Consider the following 18,715-nt stretch of genomic DNA (forward strand, 5'->3'; position numbering starts at 1 on the left):
CTTTGGATAAACAAAAAAATAATTGGTCGGGACAGAAGGATTTGAACCTTCGACCCCTTGCACCCCATGCAAGTGCGCTACCAGGCTGCGCCATGCCCCGACGATATTGTTGTTAATCTATTGATGCTTGAAGTAAGCCTGATTAACGAGGTCGCTATATTAGCAAAGCCCGACCTGAAAAAACAGGTCGGACAGTCGCTTTTTTACTTTTTAAGCATGCTTTTCTGCTAAAGCCTGCCATGTACTGACTACGGTATCAGGGTTTAATGAAATACTGCTGATTCCACGCTCTAATAACCATTCAGCCAAGTCTTCATGATCTGATGGACCTTGACCACATATACCGACATATTTATCTGCTTTCTTACAGGCTGTAATCGCCATATCCAGCATTTTCAGTACCGCAGGGTTACGCTCATCAAATGAGCCGGCCACTAGCGCTGAATCACGGTCTAAGCCCAGTGTTAACTGAGTCATATCATTTGAACCGATAGAGAAACCATCAAAGAATTCGAGGAATTCATCTGCCATAACAGCATTTGAAGGTAGTTCACACATCATGATCAAACGCAGACCATTTTTACCGCGCTCCAAACCGTTTTCTTTGAGCAAATTAACCACAGACTCCGCTTCAGCCAGTGTGCGAACAAACGGGATCATTAACTCAACATTTGTTAATCCCATTACATCACGAACACGCTTCATCGCTTCAATTTCAAGTTTGAAGCATTCAGCAAAATCTTCTGATGAATAACGTGATGCTCCACGGAAGCCAATCATTGGATTTTCTTCTTCAGGCTCAAACAAGGTACCGCCAATCAGATTAGCGTATTCATTCGATTTGAAGTCAGACATACGAACAATCACAGTTTCAGGATAGAACGCAGCGGCGATGGTGGATACACCTTCAGCAATACGGCTGATGTAAAATTCTACCGGGTCACCGTAAGCGGTTGTACGCTCTTTAATGGCTTGTTTAACTTCACCTTCCATCTTATCCGCATTCATCAATGCTTTTGGATGGATACCAATCATATTGTTGATGATGAATTCCAAACGCGCCAGACCAACACCTTTATTAGGTAACTGAGCAAAGCTGAATGCGCGATCAGGATTACCTACGTTCATCATGATTTTGACAGGTAGCTCAGGCATATTGTCGAGTTCTTCCACACGGTGTTCGAACTCAAGTAAACCAGCATAGATATTACCTTCATCGCCTTGGGCGCATGAGACGGTCACTTCTGTGCCTTCTTCCACTTTTTCAGTGGCATCACCACAACCAACAACAGCAGGAATACCTAATTCACGTGCAATAATCGCGGCGTGACAAGTACGACCACCACGGTTAGTGATAATGGCCGAAGCACGTTTCATGATAGGTTCCCAGTCAGGATCGGTCATGTCCGTTAATAAAACGTCGCCTTCCTGGAATTTATTCATTTGATCCAGGCTGTTTAATAAACGCACTTTACCCTGACCAATTTTGCTACCGATAGCACGTCCGACAGAAATCAACTCGCCTTTTTGTTTCAGGACAAAAGTTTCACGGACATTTTTCTTAGTTCGGCTTTGAACCGTTTCAGGGCGCGCCTGAACGATGTAGATACGACCATCATTACCATCTTTAGCCCACTCCACATCCATTGGACGTTGGTAATGTTTCTCGATAGTCACTACCATTTTTGCTAAAGACTCAACTTCTTCGTCGGTCAGGCAGAAATGTAGACGTTCATCTTCATCAACATCCACGGTTTTAACCGGTGATGAAGCATCACCAGAATAAACCATCTTAATTGCTTTTTGACCGACAGTGCGTCGTAACACAGATGGGCGGCCAGCTTCTAATGTATTTTTGTGTACATAGAATTCGTCAGGGTTAACAGCACCTTGAACCACCATCTCACCCAGGCCATAACTACCTGTAACAAACACAACGTCACGGAAGCCACTTTCAGTGTCCAGAGAAAAGGCCACACCCGCACTGGCGATATCAGAACGTACCATTTTTTGAATACCGGCTGATAAAGCCACTTCACTATGATCAAACCCTTGGTGATCGCGATAAGCAATAGCACGGTCATTAAATAACGATGCAAATACTTCACGAATAGCTTTTTTGATATTGTCTAAGCCGGAAACATTAAGGAATGTTTCTTGTTGTCCAGCAAATGAAGCATCAGGTAAATCTTCCGCCGTTGCTGATGAACGCACAGCAAAACTAGCTTCAGGACCGTATTCTTTTTCCAATGCAGCAAAAGCTTCATCAATGGCTTTTTCCATCGCTTCTGGATAAGGAATCGTCATGATCCAGTCACGAATTTCCTGACCTGTTTTTTGCAAAGCAGTGACGTCATCGACATCCAGCTCACGCAAACGATCATTGATTTTACTCTGGAGTCCATCGTGCAGAAGAAATTCCCGGTAAGCATCCGCAGTCGTGGCAAAACCACCTGGGACATCGACTCCTAGAGGGGCGAGATTTTGCAGCATTTCACCTAATGAGGCGTTTTTGCCACCTACTCTGCCGACATCCTCCATGCATAGCTTATCCAGAGAGATAACATATTCTGACATAGTTATAACTACCTTGCTTTTATAGATTTATTAAACATTAAGACCGACTCTCTAACACGTTCTCTACCTAGGCCAAGCGCACGAACTACACGGCTAGAGATTTCTTCGATCGATGTATCGGTTGTTTCAAAAACGGCAATGCCCGCTTTATCAAACATAGCTTGTGCTTGTGTCAATTCAGCCTGACAAATTTCCAGTGAGGCATATTCACTGCCAGGACGTCGCTGGCGTCTGATTCGACTTAATGGCACCGGTTTAATTGTTAAACCAACAAGTTTATCAATATTATCCAATAAACATTGAGGCAATTCATCTGATGATAAGTCTTCCGGTGTAAGTGGATAATTTGCCACTTTAAGAGAAAAGTTCATCGCCAAATAAAGACTGGTGGGCGTTTTGCCACAACGTGACACACCCGCCAGAATAACGTCAGCATCGTTATAGTGATCCGGTCTGACGCCATCATCATGCGTAAGTGCAAAATCAATCGCATCCAATCGACGCTGGTATGTGGTATCACTGAAGGCAATTCGCGACACGCCTTGCTTGTGTGACGACTCCACACCAAAAAAACTTTCTAGGGAGCCAATATAGCTGTGAAACAAGCTGATAACACAGGCATTAGCGCTTTCAATAATGTATTGTTCATCATCGTGCACTAATGTGCTAAAAACCACTGGCTTAAGATTAGACTCTAAGCTCGTTTCATTAATTTTTTCTCGTGCTTGCAAGGCTTTTTCTGGTGTATCCACAAAAGCCAGCGTGATGGTTTCAAATTCCAAATCAGGAAATTGGGCAAGCAAACACTTTCCATAAGATTCGGCAGTAAGTCCAGTACGGTCTGAGACAAAGAAGACTTTCCGTATCTGTTCAGAATGTTGTAGTTCTGTTTCTGTCATGTGTTAATCATGTGCCGAAATACAGGAATTGATCAACAAAAATTTTGCGTCCAGACAAATCAGTGTTTACTCAATTCAGCCCAAACCATATATAGTTAATTCGTTGGAAAAAAGACTATTCCAATCGAATTTGTTACTAAAATACGGCAACCAAAACCGTGAATAATCGCATCTTTTTAAACTAAAAACCAGACTTAATCGATATATTATGCTTTTGACAATCAGACACACGATGATCGATGACGTGATGAAAAGAGCTGAGTTAGGGATATCTATATAATGACTATCTTAATTCATCCGAATGATGCACTTGTTGATGACATCTCGCCACTACCTTTAATACCTGCATGTGAACACTTCGCTGGTAGCCGCCATACTTTACTCAAAGCCTTTTCAATTCAATCTGAATATGGCCCGGTATTCGATATAACCTGTGATTGTGAAGACGGCGCAGCCTCGGGTGGAGAAATACAACATGCGAATATGATTGTTGAACTTCTCAATAGCGAACACAACATTCATCATATGTCAGGAATTCGTATCCATGGCTATGATCATTCTGTCTGGCGACAGGAAATCGATATTTTGTTATCTGGCGCAAGAGACAATATTCGCTATATTACACTGCCCAAGGCGCAAAATGCTCATCAAGTTGAGGTTATGCTTGAATATATTCAGCAAGCTTCACAGAGATACAACATTACCCACCCCATCCCTATCCATGTATTAATTGAAACACACGGTGCATTAAACGACGTCTACAAAATTGCAGCCATGAAGCCTGTGCAAGTTCTAGATTTCGGGATTATGGACTATATCAGCACATATCAAGGCGCTATAACGGATAATGCTATGCATAGTCCTACTCAGTTTGAACATGCTCTGATTGTCAGAGCGAAAACAGAAATAGCCTGTGCCGCCATATCTTCTGGCTGTATACCATCACATAATGTGACACTGGCGATTAAGGATTATCAACAAACATTTGAAGATGCTTATAGAGCGCGTAATCAGTTTGGCTTTTTGAGAATGTGGAGTGTGCATCCCCAACAAATAAAAGCCATTATAAAAGCGATGACACCTGAGTCAGAAAAGATCCAGCTTGCCAGTGAAATCTTGTTGACAGCACAACAACGTAGTTGGGCACCAATAAGCTTAAACGATAAATTGTATGATAAGGCCTCTTATCGCTATTACTGGCAGCTTCTACAGCGGGCTCATCTATCTGGCGAGAAGCTTTCTACAGATGTCCAGGAACAATTCTTTTAGTGCCTCATTAAAACAGTAACTAACAGACCCTATCCAACTCGCATATGGCTGAAACAAAACAACTACTGTGACTCACTATCGGTAAATGATCTGCTTTCTCAAGGGGACTAATCTCGCAAGCAATTGATTTTGTATGGGATGGGAAATACCTGTTTCATTCATAGCATCAATCAGTAAATCTACCAAATGATTAAAATCACGCTCATTGATATCCATCCCGTCATGAATTTGTTGCATTGAGTCACCATTGTACTGACACGGTCCATCACTAGTTGCACAAAGATATAGTATTAAGCTTTTTTTGAATCGGCTGACATTAGACTGGGCAAAGTAATGAAATAGCTGTTCATCATGTCCAATATTTTTCGTGAGGTTATTAACAATAGAAACGATCCCCTTTTCACCGCCGAGTTTTTCATACAATGAGGGAGCAGGCGAAAAATGACCGCAAGCGGTCAAAAAGCCGAAGATAAGTAAAATAATGCAAATATTCCTGCATCTCATCAGAAATTGCCCATAATGGAAAAGTAGATACCATCTTGATGTTTTGCACCGGCGATATCCCCCAAGTCAATCCAACCAGCAGTGATATTCAGTGATTTATTGGGTACCCAAGCGAGAAACAGGCTTTTCCAGTCGTCTTCTTTCAGTGATAAATTATCCGGCTTTTGGCGATACTCAACCCCCAAAGCAATATGCCTTCCTAGCAATAAGGCTGTAGAAGCTTCCCAGACAAGTTCGGCACCCTCCCCTTTTGCACCAAATCCTAATAAACCGGTTTGGTTTGCCTCCGTATAACGGCCTGTGACATTCCACAGCCAATTCAGGCCAGCAATCGCGCCTAGATGTAATTTACTCGCAGCCAGATAATAATCTGTTCCACTATCATCTTCTGCGCCGAGTAAATCAGCAACAAAGGGATCATGTAACGTTTTATGTTGGATACCTAAACTGAGTTGTGGCCAATCACTATAGACAATATCCCCATACAAACGTAATTTGGCACCGAAAATACGTTGACGAATATTGCGATCCAGAGCATCAACATGAAACGTTTGCTCTGCAATTGATAATTCCAAACGATCGTATAAATTTGTTTGAGCACCACAGACATCTAATCTGTAGTCATCAACCTCACCACGACTGCAAAAAACATTGAAAGCGACTTCATCCTGACTCGCGTAACCTGCTAATTGTGCCCAAGGAACCAGCCCTCCACCTCCGCTTCCCTCTATCTGAGAAACACCAGGAGTTGCAATTAATTTTCCATCTGCTGCACAACAGACAACGGGCATAAAAAGCATTAATTTAAGAAATATTTTTTTCCACATACTCTTTTTGCCATGAATAAAACGTACCTGCAGAAAGCGGTTTACTGATGAAATAACCTTGAATTTCGTCACAACCAAAGTCACTCAAAATCTGAAGACCAGCTTCATTTTCTACGCCTTCAGCAACAACATAAAAGCCAAGCTGATGAGCTAATTGAATAGTAGAACGAACAATTAATTTATCTTTTTCAGAAGAAGCTAACTGCATAATAAAGCTTTTATCCAGTTTAATTTCATCTACAGGGAGATCTTTGAGTTTGGATAATGATGACTGGCCGATACCATAGTCATCAATAGCAATATGAAAACCATGACTTTTCAACCTTTTTAATGCGGCAACAACAATATGTTCATGGTGCATGATATCTCGTTCAGTAATTTCTAGAGTAACGAGTGCCTGGTTAATTTGATGACGCTCAACCAACTCGCAGAGATGTTTTTCAAAGTCTTTATGCATCAAATCTTGCGCGGAGACATTAATCGATACAGGGACTATAAGTCCTTTGTTTTGCCAAAATGCCATCTGAGAGAAAACAGAATCAATCACCCAATCCGTTAACTCGATAATAAGCCCAGCTTGCTCGGCCAGATTCACAAATAACTCTGGTGAAATAAATCCCTTATCAGGATGTTTCCAGCGAATCAGTGCTTCTGCCTTAATACTCTGATCTTGTAAATTAATCTTAGGTTGGTAAACCATAAATAATTCTTCAGTATCAGGTTTTTTAAAAAGATTTTTCAGAGCATCAGTAATTGCCAAACGCTCTAGATGAGCTTCATCTTCACCATCCTTATAAAAATGTATACGCTGTTTACTTTTTCTTGCATTATCGAGAGCGATGCTGGTTCTTCTCAGTAATGATGTTGTGTCGGTACCATTATCTGGATAAATAACAACACCAGCGCTGAGCTCCAGGTTTATCATTAATTCAGCAACGTTAAAATCCCCCTCAAGAGAACTGAGGAAATTATCGACCTGATGTATAGGACTTAGCTTTTCTGATAAATTCAGTAGAGAGAAGAACTCTACACCGTCCAGTCTTGCCGCCATTTGTATTTCAATAAGCTCAGTATGTTTAAGGCGTGCAGACAGTGCCTTTAAGCAGTCATCTGCAATGTCAGGCCCTAAACGATCATTAATCTGTCTGAAGTTACGAATACTAAAAGCAACCAGTAGTTTTTGCCGTCCTGAAGCTAAATACTCAGGTAATTTTTGTTTCGCCGTATAGATGTTATAGAGGCCGGTCAAAATATCGTATTGAGCTTGGTAAAGAATCTTATCCTCACGCAGTTTAATCCGCTGCCCCATCATTTCAAATGTACTCAGTAGCTGTCTTGCTTCTATACCACTTCTCTCTAGATCAATAGTTGATGAATAATCTCCAGCAGCGAATTTTTCCGCTAGCTTTGTCAATTTTGTCAGTGGGATAGTGAGACTTTTTGCCAGAAAAATACTCAGTAATGATGCAATAATTGCTACCAACAGCGCCAATAAGAGGTTATGAATGATAATTTCGTCATATTGAGCATAAAGAGGAGCAAGGCTGCTGGTCAGCAAAACACCGACAGGCGCTGCACTCGTGGATGGCAGGAGCAACTCCTCAGTAATATAAGCGGGCCGAGGAATCATAAATCGATAGGTAAGCTGATTATTCAGATTGTCTTGAAATTGTCTAAAACTCTCAACACCAATTGTGGAAATCAGTAGCTGCTTGTCTTCATCATAAAAGCTCACATCGACGCCGGTGAGCTTTTTTAAGGCATCCATATCATCAGCCGTAATTTCAAATCCGACTACACTATAAGCAATTGTATGAGGTGCTTTAACCGGCAGTAATATTAACTGATAAAAATGCTGATTAATCGTAGCAAAAAAACTTTTTCCGGGACTGTTGATCAAACTTTTGATTAAAGCTTCATTTAAATCAGAGTCAGATAAAATCGCCCGACTGGAACTGATAAGGCTGCCAGATAAATCTGTCAGTAGCATTAAATCAGCATCAATTCGTTTACCGTGATTTTGCAATACGCTTTTGATTGTTTCAGCATCGGAAGTTGCAACTGCACGGATGAAACCGAAGTCAGATGTCAGAACGTTAGCAGCAATAACTAATAACTTTTCTTGTGCAGATAAATATTCGATAAGTACCTGTTTTGCACTCAAAACTCGCTCTGTTAGCTGTTGCTGATTAAATTTATGACTACTCAACCATGTACTGGCCTGGATAACGACCGTAGTAAAAAATACCAAAAAGGTACATAACAAAAAAATCTTGTTTCGTAATTTAATCCGGTGAAACCACACCAAAAACATCCTCAAAGCTATTTCTAGGTAGCGGGTCGACAGTCGTCACTTTAATCATTAACTGCCCCCTTGTATTGTGTGACAAAGTATCCAGAGTAAGTATCTGTTGTGACTCGGCACCATCAGCTTGTTGCGCATGCCACACACGAACAGCTTTAATCGGTTTGTCTACGATTATCTCGGCGCTACCATTATCATCCGTAACAACAGTTTGATTAGAATCAGCGACATAGATATAGCCAATCATACTATCGTGGATATTACATCCCAGTACAACTACGCCAGCCTCATTAAATGTGATAGGTGCTTCTGGCTTATTAGCATAAAGTTTTAGTTCAAAGACTTTTGCTTTTGAGAATGAATACACATGATGTCTGATGTTATCACTATTTGGAAATTCAACAGATTGTCCCTTTTGGATAATAATTTGTTGTGGCGTAAACTGCTTATTGACTTGATCGATACTGGTAAGTGGAAGCGACTTATGAGGTTTTTTTGATACATCAACTAAAGGCTCAATAACGGTATCACTTAATGGTAAGCCTTGTTGATCAACAACCACAAAGGGATATCTTTCCGTCGCCTGAGAATTAACTGAGAAACAAAATACAATCGTTATAGAAATAATCCAGTAACAGCGTTTTAGCGACATGATAACTCTAGTCTATTCGACATTATCGATTCCAATATTGAGAATTAAGCAGATTGAATAAAGTCATTTAACTACGAAAAAAGCCCATACAAGCGATCTTGCATGGGCTTTTTTCATAGCGATTAAATAGATTTAATTTAAAAAAGTTCTTAAATCTTCCAGCTCTTTCAGCAATTCTTTTACAAGCTGTTTTTGGTCCGTTTGGTGTTCAGCAACTATAGTTTTTGTGTCCGTTCCAAGTTGCTGCCTAGCACCACCAATGGTGAATCCTTGCTCGTATAACAAACCACGAATCTCACGAATCAACACCACATCATGCCGTTGATAATAACGACGATTACCGCGTCGTTTTACCGGCTTTAGCTGTGAAAACTCTTGTTCCCAGTATCTTAGAACGTGCGGTTTTACACCGCATAGTTCACTCACTTCACCAATGGTGAAATAACGTTTTGCAGGTATTACAGGGAGTTCGTTGTTGTTACTTGCTTCCAGCATAATTGTCCACCCTTGCCTTCAGTTTTTGTCCGGGTCTGAACGTGACCACACGACGGGCTGTTATTGGGATTTCTTCACCAGTTTTTGGGTTACGGCCAGGTCTTTCGCTTTTATCTCTTAACTCGAAATTACCGAAGCCAGATAACTTTACTTGTTCACCTTTTTCTAGTGCCGAACGAATTTCTTCAAAAAACATTTCAACTAATTCTTTTGCTTCACGTTTGTTGAAACCTAATTCATCGTACAACTGTTCTGTCATATCGGCCTTAGTCAGTGCCATGTCTACCTCAAATTAATTCTTATTGTTTATTAAACGATTTTAAGATCTTATCGTTGCATTCAGTGTTTGCGCCAGGGCTTCTGTCACACTATTGAGCAATGAGTCGACTTCATCGTCTGTTAAAGTTCGTTCTTTATGCTGGAGTATAAAGGCTACTGCCAAGCTCTTTTTACCAAGCTCGACTCCATCTCCACTATATACGTCAAATAATTGAAATGACTTAAGAATATCAGAATCGATCTCCCTCAGGCAATCTTCGATTTGACCCGCCGTAATTGCATCATCAACCAGTAATGCCAAATCACGACGCAAAGCAGGGAATTTTGATAGTGTTTCGAATTCTGGTACATCTGTTTCAACGACGTCAGACAAGCTTAATTCAAACACATAGACCTTACCATCAATATCGAGTGGTTTATTCAATTTTGGATGTAAAGCCCCCAGCCAGCCAATGGCTTTGCCATTTTTGTACACACGAGCAGACTGTCCAGGATGTAATGCCGGATGGGATTCTGCTTCATATGTTATTTGGCCGCCACCCAATTTGAGTAAAGCCTCAACATCCGCTTTGATATCAAAGAAATCGACATTCCGCGGCTTTTGAGACCATTGTTCCGCATATTGGCTACCATAGATCAAACCACCAATTTGACGATGCTGATCAATATTGTCCAGCGTTCCTTTAAATACACGCCCTACTTCAAACAAACGAATCCGTTCATGCTGACGGTTAGCATTATAAACCATGGCTTGCACTAAGCCTGGCCAAAGTGATGTTCTCATCACTGACAAATCAGCGGAAATCGGATTGGCTAATTTAATAGGTGCTGATGTGTCTTCAGCGAGTAGTTGTTGAATTTTGGGTTCTACAAAGCTGTAGGTAACGGCCTCATAATAACCACGATCCACTAATACATTTTGTAAACGCTCAACTGGCGTCAGCGTTTCAGTAATGTTGGTTGTTAATACCGTTCCCTGAGGTCGTGTATTTGGCAATTTATCATAACCATACAAACGCCCTAACTCTTCTATTAAATCGACCTCAATAGCAAGATCAAAGCGGAATGAAGGTACCGAGACTTGCCAGCCACCATCAACATTTTCTACAACGAGACCTAAGCGTGTTAGCTGTTCAGATACTGTTTCTTTATTTAACTCAAGTCCAAGCACACGTTTAACTCTGTCCGCTCGCAGATGAATGCTTGCTATCTCCGGTAACTCTTTTTCACTGCATTGTTCAATAACAGGACCGGCTTCACCACCGACAATCTCAAGTAATAAAGCCGTAGCCCGGTTTATTGCTGACTTAGTTAATTCAGGGTCAACACCGCGCTCAAAGCGATGTGATGAATCAGTATGCAAACCATAGCTACGCGCTTTACCGGCAATCGCTTCAGGTGCAAAAAAAGCAGCTTCCAAAAATAAAGACGTTGTTTGTGAACTGACAGCAGATTCTTTTCCACCCATTACACCAGCTAAAGCGAGTGGTTTCTCTGAGTCAGAAATTAATAAAGTCCCCGCCTGTGTTTCAATTTCTTGTCCATCCAACAAAGTCAGTTTTTCACCTTGTTCAGATAAACGCACATGAATGGCTTGATCGATCTTATCCAGATCAAAGGCATGCATAGGCTGGCCTAATTCAAGCATCACGTAGTTTGTGACATCAACAACAGGCCCTAAACTTCTCAAGCCACTTCGGCGCAGTTTCTCTTGCATCCATACAGGTGTTTCTGCTGCAGGATTAATATTTTCGATGACACGACCCAAATATCGGGGGCAGGCAGCGCTTGCTTCAACCTTGACTTCAAATGTCTTAGAAGAAGTCGCATTAACATCATCACACGCTACCGCATTAATATCCTCTGAAGTCAGTACGCCTACTTCACGCGCCACACCAGCGACGCTCAAGCAATCGCTGCGGTTGGGTGTGAGATCAATATCTATGGCCTTATCATCTAAGTCCAGATAAACACGGAAATCTTCACCAACCGGTGCATCATCAGCAAGCTCCATCAAGCCTTCCGCTGATTCTGTGAGACCTAATTCTTTTGATGAACACAACATGCCAAACGATGGCACACCACGTAATTTAGCTTGTTTAATTTTGAAATTACCGGGCAATACAGATCCAATAACTGCAACTGGAATTTTTAGCCCTTCACGTACATTGCTTGCACCACAAACAATATCCAATAACTCATCAGCACCGACATTCACTTTCGTCAGACGCAACTTATCAGCATCAGGATGAGGGGTGACAGAGGTAACTTGTCCCACAACAACGCCTGAAAATTCGCCTGCTACAGCCTCTACAGCATCAACTTCGAGACCAGCACCAGTGAGTTTCTCTACTAAAGCATCTGTATCAAGTGCAGGATTGACCCACTCTCGTAACCATTTTTCACTAAACTTCATTGTCTTATCTCGTCGCTTAACTGAATTGTTTCAGGAAACGTAAATCGTTTTCAAAGAACATACGCAAGTCATTAACGCCGTATCTCAACATCGCCATCCGTTCAACGCCTAAGCCAAACGCAAAGCCTAAATACTTTTCACTATCAATATTGACGTGTTTGAATACGTTCGGATGAACCATACCGCAGCCTAATATTTCAATCCAGCCGGTATGGCTACAAACTCGACATCCTTCCCCGCCGCAGATAACGCACTCGATATCCGCTTCAGCTGAAGGCTCAGTAAACGGAAAATAAGAGGGGCGAAAACGCACTTTTAAAGGCTTCTCAAAGAAAGCCTGCAAGAAGTCTGACAAGATGCCTTTCAGATCAGTAAAGCTGATATTTTCATCCACCATCAGCCCTTCAATCTGATGAAACATCGGCGTATGCGTTAAGTCTGAGTCACAGCGATAAACTCTGCCTGGTGCAATCAAACGTAACGGAGGCTGTTCTTCTTCCATCACCCGGATTTGAACCGGTGATGTGTGTGTTCTTAATAATTTATCGGCATCAAAATAAAATGTATCGTGCATCGCACGCGCGGGATGATGCTCAGGAATATTGAGGGCAGTAAAGTTGTGATGGCCATCTTCAATTTCAGGGCCTTCAGCCACATCAAAGCCAATATTCTTAAAGTAACGTTCAATACGTTGTAATGTGCGTGTTACCGGGTGTAAACCACCAATCTGACTATTACGACCAGGTAAGGTAACGTCGACTGTTTCTGCGGCTAAAGCGGCTTGCATCGCCATTTCAGACAAGGATTTATTTCTCGCATCGATCAGTGCAGAGACATCTTGTTTAGCTATGTTTACCGATTTACCGATAATGGGTCTTTCTTCAACGCCCACATTGGCTAAATCTTTAAGGTAAGCCGTGATTTTGCCTTTTTTACCTAAAAATTCAACGCGAACGTTATCTAAAGCCCGATTATCATTCGCTTGTGCAATTGCCGTTTTAGCAGACTCAACAATGTCGTTTAAAGCTTGTAACTGTGTATCCAGTTCAGCCATTATTACCCCCGTCTGAGGAACAATATTCAGAAACAAAAAAGGGCCGTTTTGGCGGCCCTTTTCTACTTACATGCAAACACGTAGGTTTAATCAATAAACCAACGATTTAGTTTGCCAGTGCAGCTTTCGCTTTTTCTGCAAGTGCAGCAAATGCAGCTTCGTCATGTACAGCGATATCGGCCAGCACTTTACGATCGATTTCGATAGAGGCTTTTTTCAGACCATCGATCATTCTGCTGTAAGACATTCCGCACTCACGTGCAGCAGCATTGATACGCGCAATCCATAAAGTACGGAAATTACGTTTTTTCTGACGACGGTCACGATAAGCATATTGACCTGCTTTTGTAACAGCTTGGACAGCTACACGGTATACATTCTTACGGCGACCGTAATACCCTTTAGCTTGATCAAGAACTTTTTTATGGCGAGCACGTGCTGTGACGCCGCGTTTTACTCTAGGCATTAGAAAACTCCCTCAATTACAGGTTTGGCAACATCTTACGAACTGACATGTGATCTGCTTTACAGATTGTCAGAGTAGAACGTAATTGACGTTTACGCTTAGTGCTTTTCTTGGTCAGGATATGACTAGTGAAAGCTTGTGAGCGCTTGAATTTTCCGCTACCAGTACGTTTAAAACGTTTAGCAGCACCACTATGGTTTTTTAATTTAGGCATTGAATTAACAACTCCGCATTGAAAGTTTATGTAGTTATTTTTTACTGACCGGAGCTAAAACCATTGTCATTTGACGTCCTTCTTTCTTAGGGCGCTGTTCGACATTTGACAGTTCTTTTAAATCTTCAGCGACTCTTTCAAGTAACTTCAGACCTAAGTCCTGATGTGCCATTTCACGTCCACGAAATCTGAGACTGACTTTAGCTTTATTTCCGCTTTCTAGGAAACGTATCAGGTTGCGTAGTTTTACCTGATAATCCCCTTCTTCTGTTCCAGGTCGGAATTTAACTTCCTTCACCTGAATTTGTTTCTGTTTTTTCTTAGCTAGCGCTTTCTGCTTGCCTTCTTCAAACAAAAACTTGCCGTAATCCATGATACGGCATACTGGTGGAGTCGCTTGTGGTGCGATTTCCACCAAATCCAGATCAGCTTGTTCGGCTCGTTCCAACGCTTCTTTCAGCGTAACGATGCCCACTTGCTCACCATTAGAATCTGTTAATCGTACTTCTTTGGCTGTGATTTCTCCATTCAGCCTTTTTTGATCTGTAGCGATGTTCTAATCCTCTATAATTATTCGACCGCGACTCGCAACATCTTTCTGTAGCAAGCCAACAAAGTCCTCAAGTTGCATTGCACCTAGGTCTTCGCCTTTTCGAGTGCGTACTGCCACGGCATTATTTTCTGCTTCACGTTCACCCACAACAATCAGATATGGTACACGACGTAAAGTGTGCTCGCGTATTTTAAAGCCAATCTTCTCGTTTCTCAAGTCCGAATCGACTCTAAATCCTTGTTTCTGCAAATTGTTGGTGATATTTCTGACGTATTCAGATTGTTTATCACTGATTCCCATTACCACAACTTGCTTGGGTGCAAGCCATGTTGGGAAGGCACCAGCATACTCTTCTATTAGGATGCCGATGAATCTTTCTAAAGACCCAAGGATGGCACGATGCAGCATAACCGGAACTTGTTTACTGCCATCATCCGCGACATACGCCGCATCCAGACGTCCAGGCATTGAGAAATCCACCTGAATAGTACCGCATTGCCACACACGACCGAGACAATCTTTTAAAGAGAACTCAATCTTTGGACCATAAAACGCGCCTTCGCCCGGTTGTAAATCCCAATCAAGACCGGCAGCATTTAATGCCTGTTCTAATGCATGTTCAGCTTTGTCCCATACCTCATCACTGCCTACTCTGTTTTCAGGGCGAGTCGATAATTTAACGATAATTTCATTAAATCCGAAGTCAGCATAGACCTCATGCAATAACTCAATAAAAGTAGCTACTTCTGATTGAATTTGATCTTCAGTACAGAAGATATGCGCATCATCTTGTGTAAATCCGCGCAAACGCATCAGACCATGCAATGTGCCAGATGGCTCGTTACGGTGACATGAACCAAACTCCGCCATGCGCAAAGGTAAGTCTCTGTAACTTTTCAGACCTTGATTAAAAATCTGAATATGACAAGGACAGTTCATTGGTTTGACGGCATAGTCACGATTTTCAGAATGTGTAGTGAAAATCATGTCACCAAACTTATCCCAGTGACCGGACTTTTCCCATAAAGTGCGATCAACAACCTGAGGTGTACGCACTTCCTGATAACCGTTATCGCGTAATACATCGCGAATATAGTTTTCAACGACGCGATAGATACGCCAGCCATTATCGTGCCAGAAGATCATACCCGTCGCTTCTTCCTGCAAATGGAATAAGTCGAGGTTCTTGGCGATTTTACGATGGTCGCGTTTTTCAGCTTCTTCAAGACGATGTAAATACGCTTTCAGCGCTTTTTTATCTTGCCAGGCCGTGCCATAAACTCGCTGTAACATTTCATTATCAGAGTTACCACGCCAGTAAGCACCCGCCAATTTCATCAACTTAAACGCTTTTAGCTTACCGGTGCTCGGCACGTGCGGGCCACGGCATAAATCGACAAAATCACCTTGGCGATAAACCGATAAAGTCTCACCTTGAGGAATGTCTTCTAGGATTTCAGCTTTATAGACTTCACCCATCTCGCGGAATAGTTCGATACCCGCATCACGAGAAATTTCTTCACGAACCACAGGAAGATCTTGCTTCACAATCTCTTCCATACGTTTTTGGATTTTGTCTAAATCATCCGGTGTAAATGCTTCTTTATATGAAAAATCATAATAGAAGCCATCTTCAATGACAGGTCCGATGGTGACTTGAGCTTCAGGATAAAGCTGTTTTACCGCCTGAGCCATCAAGTGTGATGTCGAGTGACGAATCACATCCAGCCCTTCTTCATCACGCTCAGTGATAATGGCGATCTCGGCATCATGATCAATGACAAATGAGGTATCCACCAATTTCCCATCGACTTTACCAGCTAATGCAGCACGAGCTAGGCCAGTACCAATATCAGCGGCAACATCATGGATAGAAACGGGATGATCAAATTGGCGTTGGGAGCCATCGGGAAGTGTTACTGAAATCATATGAAATCCTGGTTGTGGCCGATACAAAGGGCCTTAAAAACCAAAAAAGCGCCTAAGCGCTTTTGAATATACTGGTAGGCACGAGTGGATTCGAACCACCGACCCCCACCATGTCAAGGTGGTGCTCTAACCAACTGAGCTACGTGCCTGCCGTGAAGCTGCGAAATTATACGCAGCTAACGACAGATTGCAAGCCCTTTAAATCACAGCCGGGCCCAGTGCCACCTTCCGCAAATGTTCCAAGTCATCACGTAGCTTGGCAGCTTCTTCAAATTCAAGGTTTTGCGCATGTTTATACATGGCGTTTTCAATCTGCTGAATACGTTTAGCCAATTGCTGAGGCGTCAGTGAGGCGTACTTGGCCTGCTCTTCAGCGACTTCTGTAGCATGTCTATCATTAGCCGGTTTGGACATCGCATCGTCCATGCCCATTCTGATCGCTTTTTTGATGCCTTGCGGTGTGATGCCATGTTCTTCGTTAAAGGCAATTTGTTTTTCGCGTCGACGATCCGTTTCATCAATAGCCCGTCGCATGGAACCTGTTATTTCATCGGCATACAAAATCGCTCTACCATTTAAGTTTCTGGCAGCACGACCAATTGTTTGAATAAGAGAGCGGTCACTACGTAGGAAACCTTCTTTATCTGCATCCAGTATCGCGACTAATGAGACTTCAGGAATGTCCAGACCTTCTCGTAACAAGTTAATGCCAATAAGCACATCAAACTCACCCAGTCGTAAATCACGAATAATCTCAACCCGTTCAACAGTATCTATATCAGAATGCAGATAACGTACTTTGACATTGTGCTCACGCAGATATTCCGTCAAATCTTCAGCCATGCGTTTCGTTAACGTAGTAATTAATACCCGCTCCCCCACCGCCGCACGCTTATTAATTTCTGATAAGACATCATCAACCTGTGTCCCGACGGGGCGAATTTCCACTTGTGGATCCACGAGTCCTGTCGGTCTGACCACTTGTTCGACAATCGTGCTGGAATGTTCATTTTCATATTTGCCGGGTGTGGCTGATACAAAGATGGTTTGTGGAGCTAATTTTTCCCACTCTTCAAACATCAACGGTCGGTTATCAAGTGCTGAAGGCAAACGGAAACCATAGTTGACTAGAGTCTCTTTTCTGGAACGGTCACCTTTATACATAGCGCCAATCTGCGGCACCATCACGTGACTTTCATCAATCACCAGAATCGCATCATCGGGCAGGTAATCAAATAAAGTCGGCGGCGCCTCACCAGGACCGCGTCCTGACAAATGTCTGGAATAGTTTTCGATGCCGTTGCAATACCCCAGCTCCAGCAACATCTCGATATCAAAGCGGGTGCGTTGTTCTAAACGTTGTGCTTCGACCAGCTTATTGTCAGCATTGAGATGTTCGAGTCGTTCTTTTAACTCTTCTTTGATGGCATCGACGGCTTTTAATAAGTTATCGCGAGGCGTGACATAGTGAGTTTTGGGATAAATAGTAATTCGGCTCATCCTCTGCAGGATTTCACCAGTCAGCGGATCGAAGTAGCTGATTTGCTCCACTTCGTCATCGAATAATTCCACTCTGACGGCATCACGTTCAGATTCTGCCGGGAAGATATCAATCACCTCCCCTCTTACGCGATAAGTACCACGATGAAGCTCAACATCATTTCGGCTGTACTGCAGTTCCGTCAGTCTTCTTAATATATCCCGCTGACTGATAATGTCGCCTTGAACCAGATGTAACACCATTTCCAGGTAAGCATCTTTCTCACCCAAGCCATAGATACAGGACACACTCGAGACAATAATCGCATCCCGTCTTTCCAGCATGGCTTTCGTTGCCGACAAACGCATTTGTTCAATCTGCTCGTTTACTGACGCATCTTTATCTATAAAAGTATCAGAGGAAGGCACATACGCTTCAGGCTGATAATAGTCGTAGTAGGAGACAAAATATTCCACCGCATTATTGGGAAAGAAATCTTTCATCTCACTATAAAGTTGCGCGGCCAAGGTCTTATTAGGTGCCAAAATCATCATCGGCCTGCCCAGTGCTTGCGCAACATTCGCAATGGTGAACGTTTTACCTGAACCCGTTACCCCAAGCAGGGTTTGCCACATTTCACCGTTTTCCAAGCCCTCAATCAAAGTCTTGATTGCGGTTGGCTGATCTCCGGCGGGAGAAAATTCGCTGACTAGCTGAAAATGTTTACTCATACGTCTTTAGCATCGATTATGTTTGGCGTATATTATTGAGATATTTATCAATTTACCGTGTTAAA

Annotated in this window: 16 protein-coding genes and 2 tRNA genes; 1 reads left to right on the plus strand and 17 read right to left on the minus strand. The window is 42.4% G+C overall.

Annotated features, from left to right (window positions below):
• Positions 1-23 precede the first annotated feature (23 nt).
• The 3 genes from AC13DA_RS13510 to AC13DA_RS13520 all read right to left on the minus strand — a co-directional run bounded on the left by AC13DA_RS13510 (position 24) and on the right by AC13DA_RS13520 (position 3,476).
• Positions 24-100: transfer RNA gene (locus tag AC13DA_RS13510), tRNA-Pro, on the minus strand.
• Between the two features lie 110 nt (positions 101-210).
• Positions 211-2,577 carry a phosphoenolpyruvate synthase gene (gene ppsA / locus AC13DA_RS13515; protein ID WP_007145577.1) on the minus strand — a complete coding sequence of 789 codons (2,367 nt, stop codon included), beginning with the start codon at positions 2,575-2,577 and terminating at the stop codon, positions 211-213.
• Positions 2,578-2,585: 8 nt separating this feature from the next.
• Positions 2,586-3,476, minus strand: coding sequence for a pyruvate, water dikinase regulatory protein (locus AC13DA_RS13520; RefSeq protein WP_007145578.1), 891 nt, complete (start codon positions 3,474-3,476; stop codon positions 2,586-2,588).
• A 279-nt stretch (positions 3,477-3,755) separates the two neighbouring features.
• On the opposite strand from AC13DA_RS13520, the gene AC13DA_RS13525 reads away from it, so the two are divergent.
• Positions 3,756-4,745 carry an HpcH/HpaI aldolase/citrate lyase family protein gene (locus tag AC13DA_RS13525; RefSeq protein WP_284452116.1) on the plus strand — a complete coding sequence of 330 codons (990 nt, stop codon included), beginning with the start codon at positions 3,756-3,758 and terminating at the stop codon, positions 4,743-4,745.
• Between the two features lie 75 nt (positions 4,746-4,820).
• Here AC13DA_RS13525 and AC13DA_RS13530 read toward each other — a convergent pair whose 3' ends face one another.
• The 14 genes from AC13DA_RS13530 to uvrB form a co-directional block, all read right to left on the minus strand.
• Positions 4,821-5,249, minus strand: a complete 429-nt coding sequence (locus AC13DA_RS13530; protein WP_284452117.1) for a group I truncated hemoglobin — start codon at positions 5,247-5,249, stop codon at positions 4,821-4,823.
• Positions 5,249-6,076: a DUF3034 family protein gene (locus AC13DA_RS13535; RefSeq protein ID WP_050797524.1), complete on the minus strand. Its 828-nt coding sequence runs from the start codon at positions 6,074-6,076 to the stop codon at positions 5,249-5,251. The genes AC13DA_RS13530 and AC13DA_RS13535 overlap by 1 nt, the downstream gene beginning before the upstream one ends.
• A complete protein-coding gene (locus tag AC13DA_RS13540; protein ID WP_284452118.1) occupies positions 6,054-8,381 on the minus strand; it encodes a bifunctional diguanylate cyclase/phosphodiesterase in 2,328 nt (775 codons plus the stop codon). The genes AC13DA_RS13535 and AC13DA_RS13540 overlap by 23 nt, the downstream gene beginning before the upstream one ends.
• Positions 8,362-9,033, minus strand: coding sequence for a methylamine utilization protein (locus AC13DA_RS13545; RefSeq protein ID WP_284452119.1), 672 nt, complete (start codon positions 9,031-9,033; stop codon positions 8,362-8,364). The genes AC13DA_RS13540 and AC13DA_RS13545 overlap by 20 nt, the downstream gene beginning before the upstream one ends.
• A 132-nt stretch (positions 9,034-9,165) precedes the next feature.
• Positions 9,166-9,528, minus strand: a complete 363-nt coding sequence (locus AC13DA_RS13550; RefSeq protein ID WP_007145584.1) for a MerR family transcriptional regulator — start codon at positions 9,526-9,528, stop codon at positions 9,166-9,168.
• Complete coding sequence (ihfA, locus tag AC13DA_RS13555; protein ID WP_007145585.1) at positions 9,512-9,808, minus strand: integration host factor subunit alpha; 297 nt, start codon at positions 9,806-9,808, stop codon at positions 9,512-9,514. The genes AC13DA_RS13550 and ihfA overlap by 17 nt, the downstream gene beginning before the upstream one ends.
• A 39-nt stretch (positions 9,809-9,847) precedes the next feature.
• Positions 9,848-12,223, minus strand: a complete 2,376-nt coding sequence (gene pheT, locus AC13DA_RS13560) for a phenylalanine--tRNA ligase subunit beta (RefSeq protein WP_284452120.1) — start codon at positions 12,221-12,223, stop codon at positions 9,848-9,850.
• A 16-nt stretch (positions 12,224-12,239) separates the two neighbouring features.
• Positions 12,240-13,277 carry a phenylalanine--tRNA ligase subunit alpha gene (pheS, locus tag AC13DA_RS13565; RefSeq protein ID WP_284452121.1) on the minus strand — a complete coding sequence of 346 codons (1,038 nt, stop codon included), beginning with the start codon at positions 13,275-13,277 and terminating at the stop codon, positions 12,240-12,242.
• A 106-nt stretch (positions 13,278-13,383) separates the two neighbouring features.
• Positions 13,384-13,743, minus strand: coding sequence for a 50S ribosomal protein L20 (gene rplT, locus AC13DA_RS13570; protein ID WP_091711655.1), 360 nt, complete (start codon positions 13,741-13,743; stop codon positions 13,384-13,386).
• A gap of 16 nt (positions 13,744-13,759) precedes the next feature.
• Complete coding sequence (gene rpmI / locus AC13DA_RS13575; protein ID WP_007145589.1) at positions 13,760-13,957, minus strand: 50S ribosomal protein L35; 198 nt, start codon at positions 13,955-13,957, stop codon at positions 13,760-13,762.
• 34 nt (positions 13,958-13,991) lie between these two features.
• Positions 13,992-14,510: a translation initiation factor IF-3 gene (infC, locus tag AC13DA_RS13580; RefSeq protein ID WP_139031853.1), complete on the minus strand. Its 519-nt coding sequence runs from the start codon at positions 14,508-14,510 to the stop codon at positions 13,992-13,994.
• 3 nt (positions 14,511-14,513) lie between these two features.
• Complete coding sequence (thrS, locus tag AC13DA_RS13585) at positions 14,514-16,439, minus strand: threonine--tRNA ligase (protein ID WP_007145591.1); 1,926 nt, start codon at positions 16,437-16,439, stop codon at positions 14,514-14,516.
• A 72-nt stretch (positions 16,440-16,511) separates the two neighbouring features.
• Positions 16,512-16,588 (minus strand) — tRNA-Val (locus AC13DA_RS13590).
• 49 nt (positions 16,589-16,637) lie between these two features.
• A complete protein-coding gene (gene uvrB / locus AC13DA_RS13595; protein WP_284452122.1) occupies positions 16,638-18,650 on the minus strand; it encodes an excinuclease ABC subunit UvrB in 2,013 nt (670 codons plus the stop codon).
• Positions 18,651-18,715: the final 65 nt, after the last annotated feature.

It is taken from the genome of Methylophaga sp. F-2, from assembly GCF_056859315.1.

Bases quoted from the DNA above. Each gene is read 5' to 3' on its own strand.
- pheS (WP_284452121.1), bottom strand. From the start codon at position 13,277: ATGGCTGAACTGGATACACAGTTACAAGCTTTAAACGACATTGTTGAG.
- AC13DA_RS13525 (WP_284452116.1), top strand. From the start codon at position 3,756: ATGACTATCTTAATTCATCCGAATGATGCACTTGTTGATGACATCTCG.
- AC13DA_RS13530 (WP_284452117.1), bottom strand. From the start codon at position 5,249: ATGAGATGCAGGAATATTTGCATTATTTTACTTATCTTCGGCTTTTTG.
- AC13DA_RS13520 (WP_007145578.1), bottom strand. From the start codon at position 3,476: ATGACAGAAACAGAACTACAACATTCTGAACAGATACGGAAAGTCTTC.
- AC13DA_RS13545 (WP_284452119.1), bottom strand. From the start codon at position 9,033: ATGTCGCTAAAACGCTGTTACTGGATTATTTCTATAACGATTGTATTT.
- rplT (WP_091711655.1), bottom strand. From the start codon at position 13,743: ATGCCTAGAGTAAAACGCGGCGTCACAGCACGTGCTCGCCATAAAAAA.
- AC13DA_RS13535 (WP_050797524.1), bottom strand. From the start codon at position 6,076: ATGTGGAAAAAAATATTTCTTAAATTAATGCTTTTTATGCCCGTTGTC.
- rpmI (WP_007145589.1), bottom strand. From the start codon at position 13,957: ATGCCTAAATTAAAAAACCATAGTGGTGCTGCTAAACGTTTTAAACGT.
- pheT (WP_284452120.1), bottom strand. From the start codon at position 12,223: ATGAAGTTTAGTGAAAAATGGTTACGAGAGTGGGTCAATCCTGCACTT.
- ppsA (WP_007145577.1), bottom strand. From the start codon at position 2,577: ATGTCAGAATATGTTATCTCTCTGGATAAGCTATGCATGGAGGATGTC.
- ihfA (WP_007145585.1), bottom strand. From the start codon at position 9,808: ATGGCACTGACTAAGGCCGATATGACAGAACAGTTGTACGATGAATTA.
- thrS (WP_007145591.1), bottom strand. From the start codon at position 16,439: ATGATTTCAGTAACACTTCCCGATGGCTCCCAACGCCAATTTGATCAT.
- AC13DA_RS13550 (WP_007145584.1), bottom strand. From the start codon at position 9,528: ATGCTGGAAGCAAGTAACAACAACGAACTCCCTGTAATACCTGCAAAA.
- uvrB (WP_284452122.1), bottom strand. From the start codon at position 18,650: ATGAGTAAACATTTTCAGCTAGTCAGCGAATTTTCTCCCGCCGGAGAT.